The 25211-nt window shown below is 71.8% G+C and carries 26 protein-coding genes and 1 tRNA gene; 8 read left to right on the forward strand and 19 right to left on the reverse strand.

Translation table 11 applies throughout. From position 1 onward, the window contains the following. Positions 1-12: 12 nt before the first annotated feature. A complete protein-coding gene (locus O7608_RS01815; RefSeq protein WP_502959206.1) occupies positions 13-1143 on the reverse strand; it encodes a CapA family protein in 1131 nt (376 codons plus the stop codon). A gap of 117 nt (positions 1144-1260) precedes the next feature. Then, positions 1261-1920: an adenosylcobinamide amidohydrolase gene (locus tag O7608_RS01820; protein ID WP_421358057.1), complete on the reverse strand. Its 660-nt coding sequence runs from the start codon at positions 1918-1920 to the stop codon at positions 1261-1263. Between the two features lie 231 nt (positions 1921-2151). On the opposite strand from O7608_RS01820, the gene O7608_RS01825 reads away from it, so the two are divergent. Beyond that, positions 2152-2829 (forward strand): Crp/Fnr family transcriptional regulator, encoded by a 678-nt coding sequence (locus tag O7608_RS01825; protein ID WP_278119492.1) that lies wholly within the window; start codon positions 2152-2154, stop codon positions 2827-2829. 78 nt (positions 2830-2907) lie between these two features. Here the strand turns inward: O7608_RS01825 and O7608_RS01830 are convergent, their stop codons facing one another. The 10 genes from O7608_RS01830 to sp36 all read right to left on the reverse strand — a co-directional run bounded on the left by O7608_RS01830 (position 2908) and on the right by sp36 (position 14156). Then, entirely contained in the window at positions 2908-3924 is a 1017-nt protein-coding gene (locus O7608_RS01830) for a hypothetical protein (protein ID WP_289208339.1), read from the reverse strand. Then, on the reverse strand, positions 3921-4802 hold the full coding sequence (locus tag O7608_RS01835; protein ID WP_289208340.1) for a transporter substrate-binding domain-containing protein: 882 nt from the start codon (positions 4800-4802) through the stop codon (positions 3921-3923). The genes O7608_RS01830 and O7608_RS01835 overlap by 4 nt, the downstream gene beginning before the upstream one ends. Positions 4803-5040: 238 nt before the next feature. Next, positions 5041-5712, reverse strand: a complete 672-nt coding sequence (locus O7608_RS01840; RefSeq protein ID WP_289210743.1) for a DUF305 domain-containing protein — start codon at positions 5710-5712, stop codon at positions 5041-5043. A 121-nt stretch (positions 5713-5833) separates the two neighbouring features. Continuing rightward, on the reverse strand, positions 5834-6850 hold the full coding sequence (locus O7608_RS01845; protein WP_289208341.1) for an ABC transporter permease: 1017 nt from the start codon (positions 6848-6850) through the stop codon (positions 5834-5836). Positions 6851-6930: 80 nt separating this feature from the next. Next, positions 6931-8586, reverse strand: coding sequence for a serine/threonine-protein kinase (locus O7608_RS01850; protein ID WP_421358060.1), 1656 nt, complete (start codon positions 8584-8586; stop codon positions 6931-6933). A gap of 22 nt (positions 8587-8608) precedes the next feature. Beyond that, positions 8609-9037: a hypothetical protein gene (locus tag O7608_RS01855; RefSeq protein ID WP_289208342.1), complete on the reverse strand. Its 429-nt coding sequence runs from the start codon at positions 9035-9037 to the stop codon at positions 8609-8611. 54 nt (positions 9038-9091) lie between these two features. Further along, on the reverse strand, positions 9092-12709 hold the full coding sequence (locus O7608_RS01860; protein ID WP_289208343.1) for an adenylate/guanylate cyclase domain-containing protein: 3618 nt from the start codon (positions 12707-12709) through the stop codon (positions 9092-9094). After that, the gene (locus tag O7608_RS01865; RefSeq protein WP_289208344.1) at positions 12706-13476 is read right to left on the reverse strand and encodes an MBL fold metallo-hydrolase; all 771 of its coding nucleotides are present in this window, start codon (positions 13474-13476) and stop codon (positions 12706-12708) included. Before O7608_RS01865 ends, O7608_RS01860 begins: the two co-directional genes overlap by 4 nt. Before the next feature lie 66 nt (positions 13477-13542). Continuing rightward, entirely contained in the window at positions 13543-14004 is a 462-nt protein-coding gene (locus O7608_RS01870; protein ID WP_289208345.1) for a RidA family protein, read from the reverse strand. Further along, positions 14001-14156 carry a Sp36 family protein gene (gene sp36, locus O7608_RS01875; RefSeq protein WP_282225106.1) on the reverse strand — a complete coding sequence of 52 codons (156 nt, stop codon included), beginning with the start codon at positions 14154-14156 and terminating at the stop codon, positions 14001-14003. The genes O7608_RS01870 and sp36 overlap by 4 nt, the downstream gene beginning before the upstream one ends. A gap of 145 nt (positions 14157-14301) precedes the next feature. Here sp36 and O7608_RS01880 point away from each other — a divergent pair, with 145 nt between their 5' ends. The 3 genes from O7608_RS01880 to bagB are packed head-to-tail and all read left to right on the forward strand — an operon-like array spanning position 14302 to position 17432. After that, positions 14302-15210: an Rv0361 family membrane protein gene (locus tag O7608_RS01880; RefSeq protein ID WP_289208346.1), complete on the forward strand. Its 909-nt coding sequence runs from the start codon at positions 14302-14304 to the stop codon at positions 15208-15210. Positions 15211-15235: 25 nt separating this feature from the next. After that, positions 15236-16246: an ATPase BagA gene (gene bagA, locus O7608_RS01885; protein ID WP_289208347.1), complete on the forward strand. Its 1011-nt coding sequence runs from the start codon at positions 15236-15238 to the stop codon at positions 16244-16246. A gap of 37 nt (positions 16247-16283) precedes the next feature. After that, positions 16284-17432 carry an ArsA family ATPase gene (gene bagB, locus O7608_RS01890; protein ID WP_289208348.1) on the forward strand — a complete coding sequence of 383 codons (1149 nt, stop codon included), beginning with the start codon at positions 16284-16286 and terminating at the stop codon, positions 17430-17432. Positions 17433-17452: 20 nt separating this feature from the next. Here bagB and O7608_RS01895 read toward each other — a convergent pair whose 3' ends face one another. Next, a complete protein-coding gene (locus tag O7608_RS01895; RefSeq protein ID WP_289208349.1) occupies positions 17453-17749 on the reverse strand; it encodes a WhiB family transcriptional regulator in 297 nt (98 codons plus the stop codon). A 397-nt stretch (positions 17750-18146) separates the two neighbouring features. Here O7608_RS01895 and O7608_RS01900 point away from each other — a divergent pair, with 397 nt between their 5' ends. Continuing rightward, positions 18147-20600 carry a transglycosylase domain-containing protein gene (locus O7608_RS01900; protein ID WP_289208350.1) on the forward strand — a complete coding sequence of 818 codons (2454 nt, stop codon included), beginning with the start codon at positions 18147-18149 and terminating at the stop codon, positions 20598-20600. Positions 20601-20669: 69 nt separating this feature from the next. On the opposite strand, the gene O7608_RS01905 is transcribed toward O7608_RS01900, so the two are convergent. Continuing rightward, on the reverse strand, positions 20670-21125 hold the full coding sequence (locus O7608_RS01905; protein WP_289208351.1) for a GatB/YqeY domain-containing protein: 456 nt from the start codon (positions 21123-21125) through the stop codon (positions 20670-20672). A 25-nt stretch (positions 21126-21150) separates the two neighbouring features. Here O7608_RS01905 and O7608_RS01910 point away from each other — a divergent pair, with 25 nt between their 5' ends. Then, positions 21151-22044 carry a metallophosphoesterase gene (locus tag O7608_RS01910; protein ID WP_289208352.1) on the forward strand — a complete coding sequence of 298 codons (894 nt, stop codon included), beginning with the start codon at positions 21151-21153 and terminating at the stop codon, positions 22042-22044. A 96-nt stretch (positions 22045-22140) separates the two neighbouring features. After that, a tRNA-Pro gene (locus tag O7608_RS01915) sits at positions 22141-22217 on the forward strand. Between the two features lie 87 nt (positions 22218-22304). Here the strand turns inward: O7608_RS01915 and O7608_RS01920 are convergent. The 5 genes from O7608_RS01920 to O7608_RS01940 are packed head-to-tail and all read right to left on the reverse strand — an operon-like array spanning position 22305 to position 23472. After that, positions 22305-22502: a hypothetical protein gene (locus O7608_RS01920; RefSeq protein WP_502959166.1), complete on the reverse strand. Its 198-nt coding sequence runs from the start codon at positions 22500-22502 to the stop codon at positions 22305-22307. Further along, the gene (locus O7608_RS01925) at positions 22502-22717 is read right to left on the reverse strand and encodes a hypothetical protein (protein ID WP_289208353.1); all 216 of its coding nucleotides are present in this window, start codon (positions 22715-22717) and stop codon (positions 22502-22504) included. Before O7608_RS01925 ends, O7608_RS01920 begins: the two co-directional genes overlap by 1 nt. After that, positions 22714-22917: a hypothetical protein gene (locus O7608_RS01930; RefSeq protein WP_289208354.1), complete on the reverse strand. Its 204-nt coding sequence runs from the start codon at positions 22915-22917 to the stop codon at positions 22714-22716. Before O7608_RS01930 ends, O7608_RS01925 begins: the two co-directional genes overlap by 4 nt. After that, positions 22910-23152, reverse strand: a complete 243-nt coding sequence (locus tag O7608_RS01935) for a hypothetical protein (protein ID WP_289208355.1) — start codon at positions 23150-23152, stop codon at positions 22910-22912. Before O7608_RS01935 ends, O7608_RS01930 begins: the two co-directional genes overlap by 8 nt. Continuing rightward, positions 23149-23472 carry a DivIVA domain-containing protein gene (locus tag O7608_RS01940; RefSeq protein ID WP_289208356.1) on the reverse strand — a complete coding sequence of 108 codons (324 nt, stop codon included), beginning with the start codon at positions 23470-23472 and terminating at the stop codon, positions 23149-23151. The genes O7608_RS01935 and O7608_RS01940 overlap by 4 nt, the downstream gene beginning before the upstream one ends. A 266-nt stretch (positions 23473-23738) precedes the next feature. Here O7608_RS01940 and O7608_RS01945 point away from each other — a divergent pair, with 266 nt between their 5' ends. Further along, the gene (locus tag O7608_RS01945; RefSeq protein ID WP_289208357.1) at positions 23739-25145 is read left to right on the forward strand and encodes an NsdA family TPR-like regulatory protein; all 1407 of its coding nucleotides are present in this window, start codon (positions 23739-23741) and stop codon (positions 25143-25145) included. The last annotated feature ends 66 nt before the right edge of the window (positions 25146-25211 follow it).

Genomic DNA, 25211 nt, shown 5'->3' on the forward strand with positions numbered 1-25211 from the left:
TACGTCGCCGGCTCAGTCCAGTGGAGGGGAGATGGTCCCGTCATCAGCGAATTGTGCGGCTGTCTGCGGAAAGTCCGACTCGCTCAGCTCGCGGACCAGGTCGAGGCCCCGGCGATCGTCGTCGACGGTCGGCAGGCCGTTGCCGTTCATGTACGTGGCGACGAACTCACCGTCGACCCAGCTGCCGTCCGGATTGAGCGACACCTTCAGTACGCCGCCCCAGCCCAGCCGCCCGTTGTTGCTGAGCGTGCCGCCGCCACCGGCGAAGTTGCCCAGGCTGTAGGCGATCAGCCGGCCCTGGTAGAACTCCATGCCGCGCAGCACGTGCGGGCCGTGGCCGACGATCAGGTCCGCCCCGGCGTCGATCATGGCGCGGGAGAAGGCCATCGGGTCGCCCCGGTTCTCCCCGAGGAACAGTTCGGTGCCTTCGGTGACCCGGGTCATCTCCGACCCCTCGGCCCCCATGTGCACCTGGACGACGACCAGGTCGGCCTGCTCGTCGGCCCGGCGCACCAGATCCGCCGCCGCGTCGATGTCGATCAGGCTGTTGTTCGGCGGCGAGTAGGACGAGAACCCGGCGACCGCGACGCTGACCCCGGCGACGTCCAGCACGGTGATCTGGTCCAGCGCGCCGGTGTGCCGCATGCCGTGTTCCTCGATGGCCTGCTGGGTGTTGCGGTAGCCGGCCTCACCGTAGTCGTACCCGTGGTTGTTGGCCTGGTTGAGCAGCATGAACCCGCCGTCGCGCAGGTGCGCGGCGTACTCCGGTGGGGCCCGGAACTGATGGCACTGGGTCGAGCCGGGCGCGCACTTGCCGGTGCCGGTGTCGACCGTCAGCGGCTCCTCCAGGTTGCCCATCACCAGGTCCGCCGCGAGCGCCTCGGTGACCGAGTCGAAGAAGCCGGCCCCGTCGTCGGGCGGCAACCGGTCCGGGGCGTTGCCGAGCACGATGTCCCCGGTGGCGGACATGCTGATCGGCTGGGGCTGCGGGCTCGGGCTGGCGCTGGGCGAGAGCCCGGCGGCCGGGCCGGCGGCCGCGCGCCACTGCGGATCCGGCTCTTCCCGGTTGATGCCGCCGAGCGCCACGATGCCGACCAGGACGGCACCGAGCAGCACGGCGGTCAGCACGACGATCGACACGATGGGGCTGCCGGCGGTGGATTCCTGCCGCCGCCGGCCCCGCGAGGAACGCTGGGCGTCGGTCACTGGCGTGACCCTACCGGCCGGTGGCGCCCGCCGACGACCACCCGTCCGGCTGGTTCATCCGGCGTGTCCCGGCCCACCTGGCCGGGCGCCGTCGTGCACGGTGCGGTGCGCCACCCGGGCCAGCCGGGCCCCCCAGGTGGAACGCGGTCCGCCGTAGGGCTCCGGCGGACCGTCCGGCGGGCAGAGCACGACGACCGCGTCCGTGGCGGTACCGGTGGCCCGCAGCCCCAGTTCGACCAGGGCCTGGCTCTTCGCCTCGGTGATGGTGGCCACGGCGTTCACCAGCGCCGCGTCGCTCAGCCGCACCGGCAGTGCGGCCACCAGGTTGATCGTGCCGACCCGGCCCGGGTCGGCGCCCGGGTCAGGGTCGGCCGCGGCCAGGATCGGGGTGCCGAGCCCGACGGTCGCCCAGATCCGCACACCGGCCTCGTCGCAGGTCACGGTCCTGCGTACGTCCACCCCGGTCAGCAGCCCGACCCCCGGCCCGCGCAGGTCGGCCTGGTCGGCGAGGGCCGTCAGGTGCGCGTCGGGGTCGTCGCGGCGGTACGACATCGGCACCGTCGCGTTGATCACCCACCAGCGCAGGCCGATGCCACCACCGAGTGGCGCGGAGCTGATCGCCAGCGCCGGCCCGGTCAGGGCCCAGCAGGCGTACGGCAGCGCCGTACCGTCCTCGGTGCGGGTGGCGAACCAGGGGCGGGCGAGATCAGACACCGGTCGACGATACGGCCAGCCGGGTGGGCGCGGTCCGCCGGCCGCGCCGCAGGCACCGGTGGGCGAACCGGTGCCGCATATTAACGACGGATCCACCCGGTTGGGTTACGCTTCTGGATCAAGATTCGGAGGGTGCGCATCCGGCCAGGGGCGGGATGCACCTAGACTGACTGCGCGCGGTAGCTGCCGGCTGGGTGCCGGAAGCGGACGCCGCGCAGGCGGAGGTGCGCGATGGACGAGGTGCTGGCTCGTAGCGGGATCTTCCAGGGCGTCGACCCGGAGGCCGCGGAGGCGCTCGCCAAGGAGATGGAGACGATCGAGGCCCGCAAGGGCGAGATCGTGTTCAACGAGGGCGAGCCCGGAGACAGCCTGTACATCGTTCTGACCGGCAAGATCAAGGTCGGTCGGCGGGCGGCCGACGGCCGACAGAACCTGATCGCCGTGATGGGGCCGTCGGACATGGTCGGTGAGCTGTCCCTGTTCGACCCCGGGCCGCGTACCGCGACCGCGACCGCGGTCACCGACACCCGACTGGCCCGGCTGCGCAAGCAGGCCCTGCGGCCATGGCTGAACAACCGGCCGGAGATCGCCGAGCAGCTGCTGCGGGTGCTCGCCCGCCGGCTGCGGCGGACCAACGACGCCCTCGCCGACCTGATATTCACCGACGTGCCCGGCCGGGTGGCCAAGAACCTGCTGCAGATGGCGGGCCGGTTCGGCACCCGCGACGGCGGCGTGCTGCGGGTGACCCACGACCTCACCCAGGAGGAGATCGCCCAGCTCGTCGGCGCGTCCCGGGAGACCGTGAACAAGGCACTGGCCGACTTCGCCTCGCGGGGCTGGCTGCGGCTGGACGGCAAGAGCATCATCATCCTGGACCCGGAGCGACTGGCCCGCCGGGCCCGGGTCTGAACGACCTGCCTCGGCCCGGTCACGGCCGGGCCGCCGCTGAGGCCCTGCCGGGCTGCTGCTGAGCCCCTGCCGGGCCGGTCACGACCCGGGGGCGGTCGCCCGGCAGACCGCGCCGACCGGGGTGATCGGTCGCACCTGCCGGCCCAGCGCCTGCAGCAACGAATCCTCGACGTGGAATCCGTGCACCCACAGCCGGTACCGGGGCAGGTCGCCTTCGTCGGGGCAGAGCACCCGGGCCCCCACCTGTTCGGTGTCCACGTAGCGGATGCCGCCCTGCTCCTGCAGGATCACCACGCTGACGTCGTCGACCGCGATCACGCTGCCCCGGATCTGCTCGGTCTCGTCGTCGGCCACCTCGACGGTCGTCACCGTTGTCGGCAGCACCGGGGCAGTGGCCACCGAGTAGGACGTCCAGGCCAGCATGATCATGATGGCCAGCTGGCCGAGCCCGACGAGTGGCCGTACGGTGGCGGCCAGCACCGGGCCGGTCACCGCGACGGCGAGCAGCGGCGGCGCGGCCAGCACCAGCGCCGCGATCCACTCCCCGGCGCCGACGGCCGCGGCCACGGTCGGGCCGAGCAGGCCGTAGTAGGCGATCAGGAGCGCGGCGAGGGCCGCCAACTGGAATGCCCGACGCTCGTGGACCCGGCGCAGCGAGAGCTGGAAGGTCGCGGCCACCACGGGCAGCAGCAACGGCAGGTAGAGGATCTTCCAGGTCACCGCCGCGACCAGGAGAGTGACGATCACCAGCCAGACCGGGACCACCCGCTTCCAGCGGACCAGCAGCGGTATCGGTCGTCGTCGCCAGCCCGCCGGGTCGTTGTCGATGCTGACCGCGAGCACCGCGCTGATCGCGAACAGCGCGACCATCGCGCCGGAGACCAGCCGACTCGCCGTGGTGACGAACGCGGCGACCAGGTTCACCGGGTTGACGTTGGCGGCCAGCAGCAGCGTCGTCTGCAGTTCGCCGCCGGCCTCGACGACGAGCCGCAGCACCGAGACGATGGCCGGCGCGCCGACCACCACGCTCCAGAACTGCTGCGCTGCCCGGTTCCGCCGGTCCTCGTCCTCCGGGCGGCGGGCCGGCGCGGTCACTGGCGGATTTTGTCGTCGTGGTCGAGCAGATCGGGTGCGCCGATCGGCGGTGGCTGCTGCGCCTCGCCGAGCCAGTTGCCGAGGGTCACGGTGTACGCCGTCTGCCATGCGGTCGCCTCGCCGCGTTGGCTCTGTTCGTAGCTCTTGGCCAGGAAGTAGGCGACCAGGTCCCGCAGGTTCTCGTCCTCCAGCGGCACCCCGATGCCGAGCGCCTCCTCCACCCCGAACGGCATGTCCACCAGTTCGAACTCGGTGGGGTCCTCGGACAGGAAGCCGGCGAGGATCGTCTCGTCGGAGACCATCGCCTGGAACTTGCCGTCGAGCAGACCGTCCCGGCAGTCCGACGGGCTGTCCGCCTCCCCGACCGGGACGGACAGCTCCTTCAACATGCTCTGGGTGGTGGAGCCACCGGCGACGCAGACGGCGTACTCGTCCTTGCGCAGATCCGGGATGGTCTGGATCTCGTCGGCGTACTCCTTCAGGACCAGCACCTCCGGCGTGGTGATCAGGTACGGTCCGGCGAAACCTACGTCCTTCGCCCGCTCGTCGGTGATGGAGAAGCTGGCCACCACGATGTCGACCCTGCCACTGCGCAGAAATTCGACCCGCTGCTCGGTGGTCAGCGGAACCCACTGGATGCTCTGGTCCCCTTCGAACCCGAGGGACCTGGCGATGTAGCGGGCGACCTCGATGTCGAATCCTCTGCGGGTGTTCCCGTCGAGGTAGGACATCAGCGGAAAGTCCGGATTGACGCCGATACGCAGCTTGGCCCGGTCGTGGATGGTGGACGCCTCGCGTAGCTGTTGCACGGTCGGCAGGCCCGGATCGGTGTCGTCGTCGCAGGCCGCAGCCGTGGCCAGCAGCAGTGTCGCAGCCACCGCGATGGTGGTCACGAGCTGGCGTGGCCGACTACGGCGGACCGGATCCGGGGAAATGGTCACATCCGTCACGGCAGCCTCCGCCCGTCAACGACAGTAACGGTCGATCATGCACTGGGCAGCCGTCCACATTGCCGGCCGTCCTCAATCTAGCCGTCGACGGCAAGCGCCTCTGATCACCCGTTCAGCGGATTGCCGCACCGCCGCCGGCGTCGTCCGGTCACGCCACTGGGCGAGGCTACGGGCGAATCTCCGCCAGCAACTCGCGCATTTCGCCGATCTCCGCCTCCTGGCTGGTCGCGATCGACTCGGCCAACTGCCGGACCGCCGGGTCGGCACCGTCCGCGCGCAGGATCCGCGCCATCTGCACCGCGCCTTCGTGATGACGGATCATCATGTCGAGAAACCGCCTGTCGAATTCGACGCCCGTCGAATTCGACAGGGCGGTCATCTCGTCACCGGTCATCATGCCCGGCATCCCGTGATGCCCGTCCGCGCCGGTGTGCTGTCCAGGGCTCGGCAACGGCTGACCCCACTCGGTGAGCCAGCCGGCCATCTGGTCGATCTCCGGGTCCTGCGCCGCACGGATCCGCCCGGCCAGATCCTGCACGGCGGCGCTCGCCGACCGCCCGGCGACAAGCCCCGCCATCTCGATCGCCTGCTGGTGGTGCGGGATCATGTCACGGGCGAAAGCGATGTCCGTCGCGTTCGGCGCGGCGGGGGCGGTGGCCGCCGGCGGCTGGGTCGTGGGGCCGGAGTCGTCCACCGACGGGCCGACGGCGCAGCCGCTGAGCAGTACGGCTGCGGCCGGACCCCCGACGACGGCGACGGCGACGGCACGGCTGCCGGTCGCCAGGGCGACCCGCACGCCGGTGGTCACCGCCGTCCACCGCGACCACCAGGTGTGCACTGTCAACGTCGATCTCCTCCTGTCGGTACCCGTAACGGATACGGTCGGCGACCACGGATGGTTGCGGGTCGATCCGACATCGTCGCCACCGGCGACCGTCTCGACATCGTCGCAACCGTGATCAGGCCGCCTTGACGCTCGCCGGTGTCGTGGACCTGCTGTGGGCCGACGGGCGACCGGCGGTGGCGGCCGCCAGCAGGCAGCCGGCGAGCGTCCAGCCGACGAGAACCGACCACTGTCCGAGGGTCGGGGCGTCGGGAAAGTAGGAGATGCTGCGGATCAGCGACACCGACGCGCCGGGTGGGAAGAACTGGCCGATCGCGCCCCAGGGTCGGGGCAGGAACTCGACCGGCAGCATCGCGGCGGAGATCGGGCTGCCGACCAGCATGATCACGACCGTGCCGACGCCGACGCCGTGCAGCCCGATCAGGTTCCGCAGGCCGATCACCGTGGCTGCGATGGCGGCGATGGTGAGGCCACTGGCGGCGACGTTGAGGGCGAATGCCCCGCCGAGGATGCGGAACGCCACCTGGCCGACGAGCGCGACCATGACACCGGCCGTCCCGGCCAGCACCGCGAGGGTCAGCAGCCGCCGACCGGTGCCCTGGATGCCGATCGCGATGAAGATCCCGCCCTTGAGCCCGCCGAGCAGCAGCGGGAAGAAGAACGCGCTGAGTCCGGCACCGTGCTCGTCGTGCGGCGACAGCGGTACGACATCGGTGACCTGCGGTCGATCGGTGGCGGCCGGATCGGCGGCACCGAACGCCGCCGACAGTGCCTCGATGAGCTGGCGGGCCACCGTACTGGCACCCGAGGCGACCAGCAGTTCCGGCGGCGTCCCGTCGCCGACCACGACCGCGCCGTAGACGTCCCGGTGCCGGATGGCGTGCACCGCGTCGGCGCGGTCGGCGTAGCGCCGGACGACGAACTCGTGCGGTCGGGCCTGGTCCAGCGCGTCGGTGACGGCCTGCGACGCGCCCTGCGGCGCGACCAGACCGATCGGTACGCCGCGTGGCTCGGCGTACACGGCGGGCCAGGTGAACGCGGCCATGATCGCGGTCGCCGCCACCGCGAGGATCGCCCCGGTCAGCAGGCACCGGCTGATCCGGGTCGGTTGGTCCGGGTGCGGCTGGTCCATCGGCCACCTCAGCCCGCTCGGCTACTTCTGGCCTGCCCAGCCTAGGGGCGCGGGGTGCACCTCAACTGGTGTTTGCCAAGTCAGCGGGCGGCCAGAACCGGGCCGAACAGCCCGTGTGGCCCCTTGCCTGCCAGGCAGCGGTAGCTGTGTTCGCCGCCGGCCAGCGCCACCTCGCCCGGTCCGAGTACCGCGAACCGCCAGTCACTGACGTCCATCCGCAGGGTGACGAGCCGGAACACCTCCGCGCTGCACCCCGCCCGTACGGTCGGGTCCGCCTCGATCGTGGCGTGGTCGGCGCCGGACAGGTGGGCCGGCAGCTCGCCCACGGCGAAGGTCTCCCAGGTGTGCCGCCCGGTGCAGGCGACGACCGCGAGCTGCTGCTGCCCGCCGGTCAGCTCGCCCTCGAAGCACTCCAGGTCGTCCGGGCAGCGCAGACCGGGGCGGGTGGCCAGCTCGCAGTTGGGCAGTACGGCACCGGCCGGTCCGGTGACGCCGGCCGGGCGGGGGGTGCGCTCCTGTGGCGTGGCCACCGACGGCCGGTCGAACCCACCGGGCAGGGTGCCCTTCGCGACCATCCAGGTGCCGACGCTCGTCATCGCGAGCAGCACCAGCACCCCGAGCCCACCGGCCAGCAGGCGCATCCGGGGGTGCGCGGTGGCGGTACCGGGTCGGGCAGCCGGGGTGAGCGCGCCAGCGACCGCACCGTTCGCACCGTTCGCACCGGGCGGGCCGACCGCACCGGGCGGCTGCGGAATCGGCACGGTCCAGCTGGTCTGCTCACTCGGTTGCGCCGACGGTTGCGCCGGCACCGACGCGCGGCCGCCACTCACCGTGCCACCGGTCGACGGCCCGCCCGAGACCGGGGCGATCGAGAACGGCGGCCGGTGCGGCGCCGCCGGGCTCCAGTGCGGGCCGAGCGGTACGGCGGCCAGCATGTCGCGCAGTGCGACCGCCGAGGGTCGCGCCGCGGGGTCGTTGGCCATCCCCTGACGCAGCACGTCGGTGAACGCCGTCGGCACGCCGGGCAGCTCCGGCAGGGGCCGGTCGAACAGTTCGAGCAGCATCACCAGGCTGGGACTGCGGTCGTCCTCCCAGCGGGGCGGCCGGCCGCGCATGATGGCGTACAGGCTGGCGCAGAGGGCGTAGACGTCGGCGGCGGGCGACGGTGGGCGGTGGTGGAACGACTCGGGCGCGGCGTACGCGGGGGTCAGCACCTCGAGGGTGACCGACGCGTCGCGCGCCTCGACGAGTACGGCGAGGCCGAAGTCGGCCAGCGCCGGTTCGTTGAAGCGGGAGTAGAGGATGTTGGCCGGTTTGACGTCGCGGTGCAGCACGCCGAGGTGGTGTGCGTCGGCGAGGGCGTCGGCGATCTTCACCCCGACGTCGCGGGCCTCGAAGGCGTCCAGCGGCGAGGTCTTCATCCGGTCGCCGTACGAGCCGTCGCACATCTCCATGATCAGGTACGGGTGCATGTCGGAGGTGACCCCGACGTCGAACAGGTCGACGACGTGAGGGTGCGAGGACATCCGCCCGGCGGCCCGCGCCTCCCGCATGAAGCGACGCTGTTCCCGTTCGTTGTCCAGGGGACGGTTCTCGACCTTGACGGCGACCTCGCGGCCGACCGATTCCTGGACGGCGCGGTACACGGTGGCGAATCCGCCCCTGGCAAAGACTGACAAATCCGACAGTCCAGGCACCATGGGGAACGGCAGTGCGCTCGGCGTCCTGTCGTTCACACCGTAAACGGTACCCAACGTCTCAGCCGGAGAGCGCCACCCGCCCCTCGCGACGACGCTCGACGTACAGCGCGACCCCGGTCACCACCGCGCCCAGACCTTCCCAGGCCGCGACCCCGACGAACCGCAGCGGAGCCACCTCCGCCGCCACCAGCACGCCGAACACCACGGTCGTCACCAGCCGGAACACGACGGTGAACAGGAAGAACGGCCGCCAGTCGGTGACCGCGGCCAGCAGGTAGTAGACACCCATGTTGAACGACGCCATCGACGACGCCGCCATGAACGTACGGGTGTAGTCACCGGCCACCCGGTCCGCCGCCGGCACCACGTCGAACCCGAGCATCACCAACAGGACGTCCGGCTGGACCAGCCCCACCGCGCCCAGCAACAGGGCCATCGCCCCGAAGACGGCGATGGTCCAACCGGCAACCGAACGGGGCAGCTTCATCAGGGGGGTCCTTCCGGCCACAGTGACCCCCTGGCGGGACACTGTGGCTTCAGGCTAGCTACCGCTCGGTCCGACCCACATCGTCGGGTCCGGTGACCGCTCGGCACCGGGTGTACCGTCCACTGCCGACCGGATCTGCTCGGCGGTGGCCCGTTCGCTGACCTGCTCGGTCGCGTAGGCGAGGGTCACCGCCTGATCGGCGGCCAGCCGGGCCGCCGTACCGTCGCCGGTGGCCGCCAACGCGGTGGCCAGGACGCCGAGCGCGATCACCCGGCTCCGGACGTCCTCGGCGGCGGCGTGCAACGCCCGACGCGCCCAGTGCAACGCCGCCTCCGGCTGCCCGTCGGCGAGCAGCGCGGAGGCGTACCGGGCCAACGCCTGCCGCCGGGAGAACAGCACCGCAGGGCTGCCGGCGGCGGTCGCGATCGGTGCCAGCAGGCCCACTGCGGTCGCCGCGTCCCCCGCCGCCAGCCGTGCCGACGCGAGCAGCACCCGGGGCGCCACCTGGACCGCCGCCAACGGATTGTGCGGCTCCACCGAGGTCAGCACCGACTGGGCCAGCCGCTGCGCCTCGTCGATCTCACCGCGTTCCAGCGCGACGAACCCGCACAACGTGCCGGCCATCGCGATCAGCAGCGGATGGTCGATCCGTTCACCCTGCGCCAACGCGTCGGACAACAGGTCGACGGCATGGTCGCGCTCACCCAGCCCACGGGCGACCGCGCCACGGGCCAGCAGCGCGAAACCCCGGCCCCAGTCGTCGGCCGCGCTGTCGAAGTCGCGGTACGCCCGACGCGCCGACTGGTCCGCCTCGGCGAGCTCACCCAGCTCGGCCGCCGCGAACGCCTCGACCGCCCGCAACGTGCCGACCGCCCACGCCTCCCCCACCCGCTCACCGAACGGCAGGAACACCTGCGCCAGCCGCCGAGCGTCGGCCAACCGGCCGGAGAGCAACCGGGCGAACGCCGTCGTCCCGCGCAGCCACGCCCGACCAACCGGATCGTCGAGCTCGGCGAAGAGCCGGGCCGCCCGGCCCAACACCGCGTCGGCCCCGGCGAAGTCACCCCGGGTCGTGGTCACCCAGGCCAGGCTCTGCAGCGACCACGCCTGCCCGCGCAGGTCGCCGGCGGCCAGGTTGACCTGGTACGCGGCGGCGAACCGGCTGCTCGCCCGACTGAGCCGGCCGGCCAGGAAGTCGGCCATGCCGAGCCGGCGCATCGCCTCGGCCCGCTCGGCGGGCAGCCCCACCTCGGTGGCCACCTGCAGCGCTTCCCGCCACGTCGCCGTCGCCCGGGTCGAGTCACCCAGCGCCCGGTGGGCCCGCCCGGCCACCAGCAGCGCACCGGTCCGGGCGGTCGCGTCGTCGGCCGCGTTGGCGAGCACCTTCTCCGCGTCGGCGAGGGCGTCCGCCGCCCGGCCGGTCTGTAGCAGTGCCCGCGTGTACACCAGCCGGTCGGCGGCGGGCACCGACTCGCCGCCCAACGTGGTCGCCCGCTCGGCGTACTCGACGGCCAGCTGCGGCTCGCCACCGGCGATCGCCTTGCGGGCCGCCCGGCCCAGCGCGGCCACCCCGATCGCCGCCACCGTACGGGCCGGTGCGTCCGGTCGCAGACCCACCGCCTCGGCGAGCCCGACCGCCCGCTCGGCGTGCTCGGCGATGAAGGCGTCCCGCAGCGCCAGGCTCTCCACCGTGTCGGCCCACCGGGCCAGGCAGGCGTGCCGCTCGGCCAGGTCCGCCTTACCGATGCCGGCGTACGCCGCCTCCCGCATCAGCGGGGTCGGAAATGCGTACCCGGTCCGGGTCCGCCGCAGCATCCGGCGCTGCAGCAGCTCCTCGACGGCGCGGGCCAGCTCCACGGCGACCACCGCCGCCGGGCGACCGTCGCGGCGGTCCCGCAACGCCTCCAGGGTGCCCTCCGGCACGACGTCACCGACCACCGACGCGTCCCGCAGCACCGACCGCGCGTCGGCCGGCAGCGCGTCGATCCGGGCGGCCAGCACCGCCGCCAGGTCCCGGGAGAGTAGCCGGCTGCTCAGCGAGCCCGGTACCAGCCGCCAGTCCACGTCGTCGACGGCCCCGTCGCCAGGCACCGGGCCGGTCCGGGTCAGCGCCCCCCGCTCGATCAGCAGGGTGACCAGTTCCGCCAGGTAGAACGGGTTGCCCTGGGCGGTGGCCAGCAGCCGGTCCACGTCCGGCTGCGGCAACCGGCCACCGCTGAGGTACGAGGTGAGCAGCCGGGCCGCGTCGGCACCGCGCAACGGCGGCAACGCGTGCACCTCGGCGTCGGCGACCCGGTTCAGCGCGCCGGCGGTGGTGCGGACCAGCTCGGGGCGGCCCAGCAGCAGCACCAGCACCGGGCCGGTCAGCCGCGACAGGGTCTCGCCGAGTGCCTCGACCGTCTCCGGCAGGGCGTCGTGCAGGTCGTCGACGACGACCAGCAGCGGCGTCTCCCGGGCCAACGCGCTGAGCAGGTCGGCGACCGCGCCGGGGATCGCCTCCGCGTCGAGCACCGGGGCGTCGGCGGTCAGGTCCGCCGGCCCCGACGACGGGTGGGCGGTCGGCGGATCGGCGTACCCGAGCAGGTTCAGCAGCAGGTCGACGGCGATCGTCGGCGGCTGCGGGGAGAGCCGGGTCAGCCGGTGGCCGAGCCGGCGCAGTCGCTCCTCGACGACGGCCCGGGTGACGGCGGTGGACCCGTCGCGGGGCAACCCGGCCGCGATCCGCACCAGGTCCGCCAGCGGTGCCAGCCGTCGGCGCTCGCCGAACGCCGCGCAGCGCACCGACAGCACCCGGGCACCGGTCGGGGCGGCGTACCGGCCGGTGCCGACGTCGTAGCCGGCCGCGTACCGCTCGACCTCGGCGGCGAACCGGGACTTGCCGATGCCGGCCTCCGCCGTCAGCACCAGCACCCGGGGCTCGCCGTTGTCGATCACCTCGGTGAGCCGGCCGGCCAGCCGGCCCACCTCGGCCTCCCGGCCGACGAACGGTGCCTGGTCGCCGATGCCGGACCGGGTGCCGGGCGCGTCGTGCAGGCCGAGCAGTTCGTACGCCTCGACCGGGGCCCGTTTGCCCTTGAGCCGCAGCGGACGCAGCCGCCGCCAGGCCGCCACGTGCCGGGTCGCGGTCTCGGTGCTGGCACCGGCGTACACCGCGCCGATCGCGGCGGCGTCGGCCAGCCGGGCGGCGGTGTTGACCGTGTCGCCGATCACCGTGTACTCGATGGCCGCCTGGATGCCGGCCACCACGTCGCCCGTGTTCAGCCCGACCCGCAGGCCGAGCGGGGCCCCGCCACCGCGTTCGTCGTCGAGGACCCGCCGCACCGCGCGCTGCATGCTCAACGCGGCCCGGACGGCGCGTTCGGCGTCGTCCTCGTGCGCCACCGGGGCGCCGAAGACCGCCATGATCCCGTCACCGGTCAGCTTGTCGACGTGCCCGCCGAAGGTCTTGACCGCCCCGGCCAGGGCGGCCAGCACCCGGTCGGTCACCGCGCCGACCCGCTCCGGGTCGAGATCCTCCGACCAGGAGGTGAAGTCGGACAGGTCACCGAAGAGCACCGTGACCACCCGGCGTTCGGCGGCCGGCAGGAACGCGGCGGCCGGCAGCGCCGCACCGCAGTTGTGGCAGAACCGGGCACCGGGCACCGGGACGGTGCCGCAGACCGCGCAGGTCACTGCGGGTCCGACCGCTGCAGGTAGGCCAGCTGTGCCCGTACCGACCATTCGGCGGCCGGCCACAGCGCCCGGTCGACGTCGGCGTAGACCTCGGCCACGACGGCGGCCGGGTCCGTCACGCCGGCGGCCACGACCTGCCGGACCTGGTCGAGCCGGGCCTGCCGGTGGGCCAGGTAGAACCGGGCGGCGGCGGCGCAGTCGACCAGCGCCGGGCCGTGCCCCGGCAGCGCGGGCACCCCGTCGTACGCGGCCAGCCGCTCCAGGCTGGTCAGGTAGTCGCCGAGGTCACCGTCGGGCCAGGCGACCACGGTGGTGCCGCGCCCGAGGATGGTGTCGCCGGTGAGGATCACCCGCTGCCCGTCGGTGTCGGCGACCAGGAAGCAGACCGAGTCCCCGGTGTGCCCCGGGGTGGCCAGCGCGGTGACCGTCAGGCCGCCGACGTGCAGGGTCGTCCCGTCCGCGACCGCGTGCTGCACCGGGGCGTCGACCCGCCCGGCGAGCGTCGGGACCGCCTCGACATGGTCCGGGTGGCCGTGGGTGAGCAGGACCGCCGCGTACGGGCCGGCGGCGACGATCCGGTCCAGGTGCCCGGCGTGCGCCGGGCCGGGGTCGACCAGGACGCCGAAGGGCCGCCCCGGCTGGCGCAGCACCCAGGTGTTGGTGCCGTCGAGCGTCATCGGCCCCGGGTTGGGTGCCCGCAGCAGACGCACCCAGCCCGGCAACTGGTCGGCCAGTGCCGTGGCGGGGGCGGTGACGTGCGAGGTCATGGCTGCGATCGTACGACCGCAGCGTGACTTCGCCGAGACTTCCTCGTGTCGACCGGCCCCGCCGGGTCAGGACACCTCGACGATGATCTCCACCTCGACCGGTGCGCCGAGCGGCAGCTCGGCGACCCCGACCGCGCTGCGCGCGTGCCGGCCGGCCTCGCCGAAGACCTCACCGAACAGCTCCGATGCCCCGTTGATCACCGCAGGCTGGCCGGTGAAGCCGGCGGCCGACGCCACGAAGCCGGTGACCTTGACGATCCGGGTGACCGCGCCGAGGCCGACCAGCTGCTCGATCGCGGCGAGGGCGTTCAACGCGCACTGGTGGGCCAGCGCCTTGGCCTCCTCCGGGGTCACCTCGGCGCCGACCTTGCCGACCGCGAGCAACGCGCCGTCGGCCATCGGCAGCTGCCCGGAGACGTAGACGTGCTGGCCGGAACGGACCGCCGGGACGTAGGCGGCCACCGGCGGCACGACCGTGGGCAGGCTCAGCCCCAGATCGGCGAGCCGGCCGTACGGGTCGGCGCTCATGCCTTCGGCCGCTTCATGTACGCCACCAACTGGTCCGGGTTGGGTCCGGGCACCACGGCGACCAGTTCCCAGCCGTCGTCGCCCCAGTTGTCGAGAATCTGCTTGGTGGCATGCACCAGCAGTGGCACGGTGACGTACTCCCACTTCTGCATCGCGGTAGGGCTCCTCAGTTCTCCTCGGGTACGGGCACAGCCTACGGCCACCTGACGGCGCGGTGCTCCGGGTGCGACGGGCGGCTACCCTGTCACCGTCGGGTGACGACGATCCCGCCGCCCGCAACGACACCAGGGGATGAGGATGACGCAACCGCCCAGCGGCGGCACCCCGCCGCCGGACGCCCCGCAGCCGGACGCCCAGCCGCCGCAGACCCCGCCGGCCTCGCCGCCGGCTGCGCAGGCACCAGCCGGGTCGACCCCGCCGGCTGGCGGTCAGCCGCTTCCGCCGCCGCCCTGGCAGCGGCCGGACCCGCCGGTGTTCGCCCCGCCGCCCGCCGGCCCACCGGCACCCGCCGGACCGCCGTCCTCCGCGCCGCCAGCGTTCGCCCCGCCACCGCCCGGGCAGCCGTTCGCCGCCCCGACGCCGCCGCCCGGCCAGCCGTTCGGTGCGGCACCCTCGCCCGGCCAGCCGTTCGGTGCGCCGCCGCCACCCGGGCAGCCAACGTCGCCGGGATACGCAGGTGGTCCACCGGGGCCCGCCGGCTTCCCGCCGGCACCCGGCCAGCCGGTGCCGATGGCACCCGGGTCGCCGGCCGCGCCGGGGGCGGGCCGCCGACGCGGTCTGCTGATCACCTCGATCGTGCTCGGGGTGGTGCTGCTGCTCTGTGGCGGCGGTGGGCTCGCCGCCTTCCTCGTGATCAACAACCTGGAGACCGGCGGGGGCGCGGCCGAGCCGGTCGCTGCGGTCGACGAGTTCCTTGAGGCCGTCTACACCGAGCGGGACGTCACCGCCGCCGCCGACCTGGTCTGCCGCGAGGCCCGCGACGAGACCGCGCTGATCGACAAGGTAGAGGAGATCGAGGGTTACTCCTCGACGTACCGCAACCCCCAGTTCGAGTGGAACGTGCCGACGATCGACGAGCAGAACGAGGAACGGGCCCTCGTCTCGGTCACCGTACGGATGGTCACCGAGGACGAGCGCAGCGCCGAGCAGGAGCTCGACTTCGTGGTGGTGCAGAAGTCGGGCTGGTTCGTCTGCGACGTCAACTGAGCCGGACTGACTAGTCTGGTTGCACGTGGGGGTATTCGAACAGTCACCGGGGTCGGCGGTGCCGGGCTGGCCGTCGCGACTGCACGTGGTCACCGGCAAGGGCGGCACCGGCAAGACCAGCGTCGCCGCCGCGCTGGCGCTGGCGTTGGCCGGGGCCGGCCGGCGGACCCTGCTGGCCGAGGTCGAGGGCCGGCAGGGGGTCGCCCAACTGTTCGGCATCGCACCCCTGCCGTACCAGGAGCGGCGGATCGCGGCCTCGGCCGCTGGCGGTGAGGTGCGTGCCCTGGCGGTCGACGCCGAGGAAGCCCTGCTGGAGTACCTCGACATGTTCTACAAGCTGGGGGCGGCCGGCCGGGCGCTGCGCCGCTTCGGCGCGATCGACTTCGCCACCACGATCGCGCCGGGCCTGCGCGACGTGCTGCTCACCGGCAAGGTGAAGGAGGCCACCACCCGGATGGTGGACCACCACCGGGTGTACGACGCGGTGGTGCTCGACGCGCCTCCGACCGGCCGGATCGGGCGGTTTCTCAACGTGACCGCGGAGACCGCCCGGCTGGCCAAGGTCGGCCCGATCAAGTCCCAGAGCGAAGGCGTGGCGGCGCTGCTGCGGTCCCCGATCACCGCGGTGCACGTGGTGACGCTGTTGGAGGAGATGCCGGTCCAGGAGACGGTCGACGCGGTCGCCGAGCTCACCAGCCTGGGCATTCCGGTGGGCAACGTCATCGTCAACGCGGCCCGCCCGCCGCTGCTGCGGGGCGGGTCGGTGAGTCAGGCGCAGCTGCGGCGTGGGCTGGCCGCCGCCGGGCTGCCGGTCGACCGGGCCACGGTCGCCGCCCTGCAGACCGAGGCCCAGGAGCATCTGACCCGCCGGGCGTTGGAGGAGTCGTTGCAGACCGACCTGATCGAGCTGGGTCGGCCGATCGTGACGTTGCCGCTGCTTCCGGACGGCGTCACCCGGGCCGGACTCGACCTGCTCGCCACGGCACTGCTCGCCCAGGGTCAGGCGGCGGCTGGAAGCGACCTCACAGCGACTTGATCAGCGGATCACGGTCGGGCCCCGATACGCTCGACTGGTGCCAACTGATCACGCAGCGCCACCGCTGGACGTCGACCGGATCCTGGCCGATCCGGGCGTACGGATCGTGGTCTGCTGCGGTGCCGGCGGGGTGGGCAAGACGACGACCGCCGCGGCGCTGGCGCTGCGCGCCGCCGAACGGCACGGCCGCCGTACGGTGGTGCTCACCATCGACCCGGCCCGTCGGCTCGCCCAGTCGCTGGGCCTGACCGAGCTGGACAACACGCCCCGGCAGGTCAAGGGGATCGACGCGGAAGCCAGCGGCGGCGAGTTGCACGCGATGATGCTGGACATGAAGCGCACCTTCGACGAGGTGGTGCTCGCCCACACCGACGCGGACAAGGCCGCCGACATCTTCGCCAATCCGTTCTACCAGGCGATGAGTTCGACGTTCGCCGGTACGCAGGAGTACATGGCGATGGAGAAGCTGGGTCAGCTGCACGCCGGTGGCGAGTGGGACCTGATCGTGGTGGACACCCCGCCGTCGCGTTCGGCGTTGGACTTCCTCGACGCGCCGGCCCGGTTGTCGCGGTTCCTGGACGGGCGGATGCTGCGGCTGCTGCTGGCCCCGGCGCGGGCCGGCGGTCGGAGCATGTTCAGCCTGGTCACGGCGTCGTTCGGGATGTTCTCCCGGGTGGTGCAGAAGATCCTCGGCGCGCAGTTGCTCAGTGACCTGTCCGGTTTCGTGGCGGCGTTGGACTCGATGTTCGGCGGGTTCCGGCAGCGGGCCGAGCAGACGTACCGGGTCCTGCAGGCCGACGAGACGGCGTTCCTGCTGGTCGCGGCGCCGGAGCCGGACGCGGTTCGGGAGGCGGCGTACTTCGCCGGCCGGCTGGGGGCGGAGCGGATGCCGTTGGCCGGTCTGGTGCTCAACCGGGTGCACGAGCCGGCGACGGAGTTGTCGGCGGAGCGGTCCCTGGCCGCCGCCCGCGACCTGGACCGCAGCGGGGCGCATCCGGCCACCGCCGAGGTGCTGCGGGTGCATGCGGCCCTGGCCCAGCAGTCGGCCCGGGAGCGGCAGGTGGCGACGGTGTTCACCGACGCCTACCCGCAGGTGCCGGTGGCGACGGTCCGGGCGCAGCCCGCCGACGTGCACGACGTCGACGGGCTACGGACGATCGGTCTGGCGATCAGCCAGGGCGGCTGAGTCAGCCGGGCCGGTCCGGGTCACTTGGTGCTGACGAGCACCTTGTCGCGGTCGCGCATGGCGGCTTCGAACATCTTGCGCCAGCTCACCACCTGTGGGTGCCGGCGCAGCAGGGCACGCCGTTCCCGTTCGGTCATGCCGCCCCAGACTCCGAACTCGATCCGGTTGTCGAGCGCGTCGGCCAGGCATTCGTACCGCACGGGGCAGCCCCGGCAGACGCGCTTCGCCACATTCTGCTCGGCGCCCTGTACGAACAGTGCGTCCGGGTCTCCGCTCTGGCATGCCGCCAGGCTGGGCCAATCAGCGATCATGCCCATCGTTCCTCGTCCCCCCTAGCAATTTCCGCTTCCAACCGGTGGAGTCAGTCGGCAAGCCCGGCCGTACCCGCGCTGCTTTCCCCCGCAGCACGGCGGGCCGTGCGATCCTCGCCGGACCATCATCATAGGTAGTCGGATGATTACGCAACGTTATTGATGAAATCCACTTATCCGGACACACCCGTACTTGTCAGGCGCAGTACCGGGCAGGGGTACCCGAGCCGGAAAGCGGGAAACCCACCGCCGACGCCTTCCCGGAGGAAACTGGGCGGCGAGACCACAACCGGGTGACGGGTCTCTGCGTTTAGCACAACGAGGCCGACGCCGGCAGGAAATGCACCGGTACGCCAACCGGCGGCCACTTCAGTACCTCACGTACCCTGACTGGGTGACCTGGATGCGGAAGCGAGACCACAACCTTCTGACCAACGCCGCATCGCTGCTGATCTGTGGGCTGCTGGCCGGCGTGGTTGTCGCCGCCGCGGCGTTCCCCGCAGTGGCGATGTCAGGGCTGGCCGCCAAGGCGGGCGCGGAGACCTTCGACAAGCTGCCGAGCGAGCTGACCGTCAAGCGGGCGCCGCAGATCAGCTACCTGTACGCCTCCGACGGCAAGACGATGCTCGCCGCGATGTACGACGAGAACCGTCGCGACGTGCCGCTCAAGGACGTCTCGCCGCTGATGCGGGCCGCGATCATCGCTGCCGAGGACCACAACTTCTACGAGCACAACGGCGTCGACGTCAAGGGTGTCGCCCGGGCCTTCGTCGCCAACCAGGGCGCCGGCGAGACCACCCAGGGTGCCTCGACGCTGACCATGCAGTACGTCCGGCTGGCCATCGCCTACTCGGCGACCCACCCCGAGGACGTCATCGCCGCCACCGAGGACACCAACGCCCGCAAGCTGCGCGAAATGAAGTACGCGATGCAGCTCACCAAGGAGATGTCCAAGGACGAGCTACTCGAGCGCTACCTCAACATCGCCCCCTTCGGCAACGGTGCGTACGGCGTCTTCGCGGCCAGCCAGGTCTACTTCAGCAAGCAGCCGGCGGACCTCACCATCGACGAGGCCGCGCTGCTGGCCGGCCTGGTCAAGGCACCGACCGCGTTCGACCCGACCACGCCCGGCGGCTACCCGCAGGCGGTCGACCGGCGCAACTACGTGATCGACAACATGGTGCAGACCGGGGCGATCACCAAGGAGGAGGCCGACGCGGCCAAGGCCGTCGAGCTGGTCGTCAACGGCAAGCGCGCGCCGAACGGCTGCGTCGCCGCCAACAAGAACCACTGGGGCTTCTTCTGCGACTACTTCTACCGCTGGTGGCTGGAGCAGGAGACGTTCGGCGCCACCGCGTACGACCGGGAGCGGCGGCTCAAGAGCGGCGGCTACCACATCGTCACCAGCCTGGACGTGCAGACCCAGGAGTCGGCGAAGAAGGCCGTCGAGGACGCGCTGAAGACCGGCAGCAAGAACGCGCTGATGGTCGCGGCCGTCGAGCCGGGGACCGGGTACGTGCGCGGCATGGCGGTCAACCGCAACTACAAGCTCGACGACCCGGACAACCCGCAGAACAAGATCTCCAGCGACCCGAAGAAGGCCGACAAGGGCATCCGGGGCACCTACCCGAACACCACCAACCCGCTGCTCACCGGCGGTGGTGACATCACCGGCTACCAGTTCGGCTCGACGTTCAAGATCTTCCCGCTGGTGGCGGCCCTGGAGAAGGGCTACCCGCTGGAGTACACGATCAACGCGAAGAGCCCGTACGAGTCGAAGTACATCGTCGAGCGGGGCAGCCCGGCCGCCTGCGCGGGCACCAACAAGTACTGCCCGAAGAACGCCAGTGCCAGCATGAACGGCGTACACGACATGTGGAGCGCCTTCGGCTCCTCGGTCAACACGTACTTCATCCCGCTGCAGGAGCAGGTCGGCGCCGCCGCCGCGATCGACGTGGCACAACGCCTCGGCATCACCTTCCGGTCGGCCAACGACGCCAAGTTCGCCGGCGACCCGGAGAGCGCCAACCAGTGGGGTGCCTTCACCCTCGGCGTGTCCAACACGACGCCGATGGAGATGGCCAACGCATACGCCACCCTCGCCGCCGACGGCAAGTACTGCAAGCCGCTGCCGGTGCAGGAGATCCGCGACCAGGACGGCAACAGCCTGGACATCGCCAAGCCGCAGTGCAAGCAGGCGGTCTCCGCCGAGGTGGCCCGGGCCGCGATCGACGCCGCCCGCTGCCCGGTCGGCGACCGGTCCAGCACCACCCGGTGCCGTGGCGCAACGGCGGGCGGCGTCCGCAGCGCCGTCGGCCACCCGGTGGCCGGCAAGACCGGCACCACCGACGCGGAGAAGACCGCCACGATGGTGGTCACCACCAAGCAGCTCGCGGTCGCCGGGGTGCTGGCCGACCCGGACTGGGCCGACACCAACGCCAAGATGAAGCACACGATCGTCAACCCGGCCGTCTACGAGACGCTCCGGGACGCGATGAAGGGCAAGGAGAAGAAGCAGTTCACCCCGCCGAGTGGCAAGGTGGTCCGCGGTGAGCAGCGCTCCATCCCGGACGTGGCCTGCCAGTCGATCGACAACGCCCGGTCGCGGCTGTCCGGTGCCGGCTTCCAGGTCGAGGTGGACCGCTCCGGCGCGGTCGACTCCACCTGCCCGGCCGGCACCGCCGCCGGCACCAGCCCGAGCGGCCGGACCATCAAGGGCGGTGCGGTGATCATCCGGGTCAGCAACGGCCAGGGTGCCCAGCCCAGCCCCGGCAACAACGACGGCCCCGGTGGTCCCGGCAACGGGCCGGGCGGTCCTCCCGGCCGACCCGGCAACCCGGGCAACCCGGACGACTGACGGACGGACACGAACGAAGGGGGCGGGCACCGATCACCGGTGCCCGCCCCCTTCGGCGTCAGCTGACGCTCAGAGCCCGAGCTGGCGGCGTACCTCGGCGGCGACCCGGCCCCCCTCGGCCTGGCCGGCCACTGCGGCCTGAGCCGCCTTCATGGCCGGGCCCATCTGGGCCTTGCCGGTGAAGCCGCCCTCGGCCAGCGCGGTGGCGACGATCCCGGCCAACGCCTCGTCGTCGAGCTGGCGGGGCAGGTAGCGGTCCAGCACCTCGCCCTCGGCCCGCTCCTTCGCGGCCTGGTCGGCCCGGCCGGCCGCAGCGAACGCCTCCGCCGCCTCCCGGCGCTTCTTGGCCTCCTTGGTCAGCACGGCCAGCGCCTCGTCGTCGGAGAGCTCCCGCTTGGCCTTACCGGCGACCTCGGCGTTGCCGATCGCGGCCAGCGCCATCCGCAGGGTGGACGTGGTCAGCTCGTCGCGGGCCTTCAAGGCGGCCCGCATGTCAGCGGTCAGACGGTCCTTCACGGTGCTCATGGGTGGCCAAACTACCCTGGTCGGCATGCGAAAGCGCACCGTATTCCGGCTCGCCGCCGGCACCGTGGCCCTCGGCGCCGCCACTCTGGCGTACGCCTCGCTCATCGAGCGCAACATGTTCACCCTGCGCCGGTTCGACGTCCCGGTGCTCGCGCCGGACGCGGAACCGCTGCGCATCCTGCACCTGTCCGACCTGCACATGATGCCTGACCAGCGGCGCAAGCAGGCCTGGGTGGTGGCGCTGGCCGGGCTGGACCCGGACCTGGTCGTGGTCACCGGCGACAACCTGGCCCACCCGGACGCCGTACCGGGCGCGCTGCGGGCCCTGCAGCCCCTGCTCGACCTGCCCGGCGCGTTCGTCTTCGGGTCCAACGACTACACCGGCCCGGTGTGGAAGAACCCGCTGAGCTACCTGCTGCCCGAGCGGGAGTACCGGTCCGGCCCGGACCTGCCGTTCGAGGATCTGCGCGAGGTGCTGGTCGGTGCCGGCTGGCACGACCTGAACAACCGGCGGGCGTCGTTCAAGGCCGGCGGCCGGCTGATCGAGGCGGTCGGCGTCGACGACCCGCACATCGAACGCGACGACTACGCCGCCGTCTCCGGCGCGCCGTCACCGGAGGCCGACCTGAGCCTCGGCCTCACCCACTCCCCCGAGCCCCGGGTGCTCGACGAGATGGCCGCCGACGGGTTCGACCTGCTGCTCGCCGGGCACACCCACGGCGGGCAGGTCTGTGTGCCGTTCGTCGGTGCCCTCGTCACCAACTGCGACCTGCCCCGGTCGATGGCGAAGGGCCTGCACCGGTGGCCGGCCACCGAATCCTGGCTGCACGTCTCGGCCGGGCTGGGCACCCACCCGACCGCGCCGGTCCGGTTCGCCTGCCCGCCGGAGGCCACCCTGCTGACGTTGATCGCCCGCTGAGTCGGTGCGCGGTGCTCCCGGCGACGGGCGCGCGGCGCACCGGGGATACCGAATTTGCCTCGCCGGGCCGGTGGGCTAGTATTGCCCAGCGGACCTCGGGGTGTGGCGCAGTTTGGTAGCGCGCTTCGTTCGGGACGAAGAGGTCGTCGGTTCAAATCCGGCCACCCCGACCAGGTCAAGGGCCATGTCGAACACATCGACATGGCCCTTCGCATGTCCAACTGAGTGTCTGAGCGCCCTGGCTGGTGAAGTCCGGTCTCTCACCTGGCGACGGACCGCCGGATGAGGCGGTAGCGGGGCGGGGGCGGGTCCGGACGCCCGCGATGCTCGTGTTGGTGTTCACGCACCTGGTTCTCCCAGGTCGCCTGGTCGTAGTCGGGGTCGGGTGGGATCCAGCGGTGTGAGCCGTCGTCGTAGTGCATCGCTTCGTCGCCGGGGCGCAGGACCGACATCGACATCACAGCCAGCCGAGGAATCGCCAGTAGAGGTCGCCACCGTGTCCGGCCGGCAGGTCGGACACGGCCTCGATCAGGTTGGTGGCGAGGTAGATCGCGAGCGAGACGCGGGCGTCGGCATACTCGATCTTGAGCTGTTGTCTGCTGTCCAGGCACGGCCAGGCGTGCCCGCAGCCGGCGCAGGCCCAGCTGGGGCGGGTGGGGACGTGCAGGCTCATCCGCGATCCTCCGGTTGGTCGACGGCGGCGACGTGCACGCCGAGGTCTTGCAGGCGGGTGAGCGCGACCTCGGCCCGCCAGCACCGCCGGGCGGCGGTGAGCGGGTCGCCGCAGGCACAGCCGTCGGGGCGCGGTCCGTGCCGGTCGACCAGTTCCGTCAGGTGGTCGATCTCGATCTGGCGGGGGATCGGGTCAGTCATCAGCCTGCGCGGTGCGGTCGCTGCCGGGGTCGCCGCCGGCCGGGTCGGGGTCGACGTCACCCCATACCCGGGTACGCAGCAACGGCTGGTCGGTGGCCGACAGTGTCGTGTCGGCGAAGTCGACGACGTCGAGGTGGGCCAGCGAGTCCCGCAGCGCGGCGGCAAACCGGGCGGCGGCTTCGATGTCGGTGAGCCGGGTCGGCAGGTGGATGGTCCAACGCGGTGCATCGCTCACCAGCGGCCTCCGTTGCCGCCGGTCCGGTGCTGATGCTCCGAGCGGTAGACGCCGGCGGGCGGGTCGTTGAACCGGCAGCCGACGTGCCGTTGCCGCCACTGCCGCAGTCCCTCGCGGCACCGGTCGGCTTCGGCCCGGTCGACGGCGGCCTGGCGGGTGAGTCGGTCCAGCTCATCGGCGACGTCGCGCAGGTACGCGTGCACCGCCGCCGGGTCCAGCCCACGCCACCGCGTCTCGAACTGCACCGCTCTGACCTGCCACGGCTCCACGAGTACGCCCTGCCGAGGCACCGCCCGCCCCCGCCTGCTCCGCTGCTCCATGACTTCTCCTCGTGAACTCGGCACCAAACGCACAGCCAACAGCCCAGGAAGGCCACGCTGATCGACAACTCGCATCTATGGATGAGCCGATTAGTAGTTCGAATCGCGAAGCGCAATCGTTCGCCATCCAATGATCATCGCCGCGCTCTCCTCCGGTGCGGCAGGACCTGTTTGTAGTAAACGGATTGTCGGCGTACTCCGGTAGCCTGTGCGGACACTGGACGCGTTGAACGCGTTGAACGCGGGTCCGACCAGGGAGGCTGCGGATGACACGGCAGCAGAGGCAACGCAACGAACAACTGCGGGAGATGATCAAGGCGTGCCGGTGGTCATACGACGCCTGTGCCGCAGCGGTTCGAGTCATCGCCCACGAGCACAACGATGATCTACGATCCTGCGATCGGTCACACGTCGGCCACTGGGTCGCAGGGGTACGGCCAAGTGGTCGAACCCCTCGCTACCTCGCCGAAGCGGTCAGCCGTCGACTCGGTCATCTGGTCTCACCGACCGACCTTGGCTTCGACGTGGACGGTAGCCTGGAAGCCGACCTTGGCGGACTCGACTGGTGGGTGGACGACTGCGCCACCAACCTCGTGACGATCGGGAGGGCCGACTTGGAGCGACGAGCTTTCGCACTCAAAGCCTTGTACTCGCTGGCTGCGCTCGCGGTTCCCCTCGAGTCCTGGCAGGAGGTCGCAGACCGAGGGCGACGCGCACAAGGCGGTGGGGTCGCGGTAGGCCGCAGCGAGATTGACGCCGTGCGAGACATGCTGGCGGTGTTCAGCCGAGCTGACGAGCGGTTCGGCGGCGGCCACGCCCGCCTTGCGGTCGTTCAATACCTTTCATCGGATGTCGCTGACTTTCTGCGCGGCAGGTTCTCGTCCGACTCGGACCGCAGGGCAATGTTCAGCCTGGCTGCGGAGATGACCTACCTCGCCGGATGGAAAGCATTTGATTCGTCCCTGCACGGCCTAGCTCAGCGGTACTACGTCCAATCACTGCGGCTCGCGAATGAAGCCGACGACCGCGCACTTGCAGCGTTCACTCTGCGCGCGATGGCTCATCAGGCTGTTGACCTCGGTCACGGGCAACAGGCGCTCAACCTCGCGGAATCCGCTCTCGGCTGGTCGAAGGGAAGCTCCACCCCGGCCGCCACTGCTCTGTTCGCTATCCTGGTGGCGCGCGGTCACGCGGCAACAGGTGACCGTACACGCACCTCCACGGCGATCTCTGCCGCCGAGAAGCGCCTTGCGGAATCTGCACCGGACGAGGAGCCGCCGTGGATTCAGACCAGCGGTTTCACGGAAACCTCGCTTGCTAGCCAAGCTGGACAGGCCCTGCGGGATCTGGGAGACATGCCGGGCGCCGAGACGCAGCTCCGCCGGTCGATTGCGACTCGGAACTCAGATGTCTACCGCCGTATTCACACGCTGACGTTGGCCAACCTGGGCGACGTGCAGTGCGCGCAGGGCCGTCTCGGCGAGGCAGCCGCGAACTGGAACATGGCCATGGACGCGATGACTGGCGTCAAGTCGGGCCGGGCGCGTGCCGCCGTGAAGAACATGCGAGCGCGTCTGGGTGGCGTTGGCCAGCGCCTACCCTCATTCGCTAAACAACTTGATCAGCGCGGCGCCGCTCTTCTTCGTGATGGAAGTACACCCACCGGGACCTGACCAGGTGGCGCGACCTTCCGGATCAAGCAACACCGACCCGGTTCGGTCACCCAACAATTCCATCAA

Source organism: Solwaraspora sp. WMMA2056 (assembly GCF_030345095.1).
Taxonomy (GTDB): domain Bacteria; phylum Actinomycetota; class Actinomycetes; order Mycobacteriales; family Micromonosporaceae; genus Micromonospora_E.

Excerpts from the sequence above, each read along its gene's own strand:
- O7608_RS01825 (WP_278119492.1), top strand. The coding sequence starts at position 2,152 with ATGGACGAGGTGCTGGCTCGTAGCGGGATCTTCCAGGGCGTCGACCCG.
- O7608_RS01845 (WP_289208341.1), bottom strand. The coding sequence starts at position 6,850 with ATGGACCAGCCGCACCCGGACCAACCGACCCGGATCAGCCGGTGCCTG.
- O7608_RS01855 (WP_289208342.1), bottom strand. The coding sequence starts at position 9,037 with ATGAAGCTGCCCCGTTCGGTTGCCGGTTGGACCATCGCCGTCTTCGGG.
- O7608_RS01865 (WP_289208344.1), bottom strand. The coding sequence starts at position 13,476 with ATGACCTCGCACGTCACCGCCCCCGCCACGGCACTGGCCGACCAGTTG.
- O7608_RS01870 (WP_289208345.1), bottom strand. The coding sequence starts at position 14,004 with ATGAGCGCCGACCCGTACGGCCGGCTCGCCGATCTGGGGCTGAGCCTG.
- sp36 (WP_282225106.1), bottom strand. The coding sequence starts at position 14,156 with ATGCAGAAGTGGGAGTACGTCACCGTGCCACTGCTGGTGCATGCCACC.
- O7608_RS01880 (WP_289208346.1), top strand. The coding sequence starts at position 14,302 with ATGACGCAACCGCCCAGCGGCGGCACCCCGCCGCCGGACGCCCCGCAG.
- O7608_RS01895 (WP_289208349.1), bottom strand. The coding sequence starts at position 17,749 with ATGGGCATGATCGCTGATTGGCCCAGCCTGGCGGCATGCCAGAGCGGA.
- O7608_RS01900 (WP_289208350.1), top strand. The coding sequence starts at position 18,147 with ATGCGGAAGCGAGACCACAACCTTCTGACCAACGCCGCATCGCTGCTG.
- O7608_RS01905 (WP_289208351.1), bottom strand. The coding sequence starts at position 21,125 with ATGAGCACCGTGAAGGACCGTCTGACCGCTGACATGCGGGCCGCCTTG.
- O7608_RS01910 (WP_289208352.1), top strand. The coding sequence starts at position 21,151 with ATGCGAAAGCGCACCGTATTCCGGCTCGCCGCCGGCACCGTGGCCCTC.
- O7608_RS01920 (WP_502959166.1), bottom strand. The coding sequence starts at position 22,502 with ATGTCGATGTCGGTCCTGCGCCCCGGCGACGAAGCGATGCACTACGAC.
- O7608_RS01925 (WP_289208353.1), bottom strand. The coding sequence starts at position 22,717 with ATGAGCCTGCACGTCCCCACCCGCCCCAGCTGGGCCTGCGCCGGCTGC.
- O7608_RS01930 (WP_289208354.1), bottom strand. The coding sequence starts at position 22,917 with ATGACTGACCCGATCCCCCGCCAGATCGAGATCGACCACCTGACGGAA.
- O7608_RS01940 (WP_289208356.1), bottom strand. The coding sequence starts at position 23,472 with ATGGAGCAGCGGAGCAGGCGGGGGCGGGCGGTGCCTCGGCAGGGCGTA.
- O7608_RS01945 (WP_289208357.1), top strand. The coding sequence starts at position 23,739 with ATGACACGGCAGCAGAGGCAACGCAACGAACAACTGCGGGAGATGATC.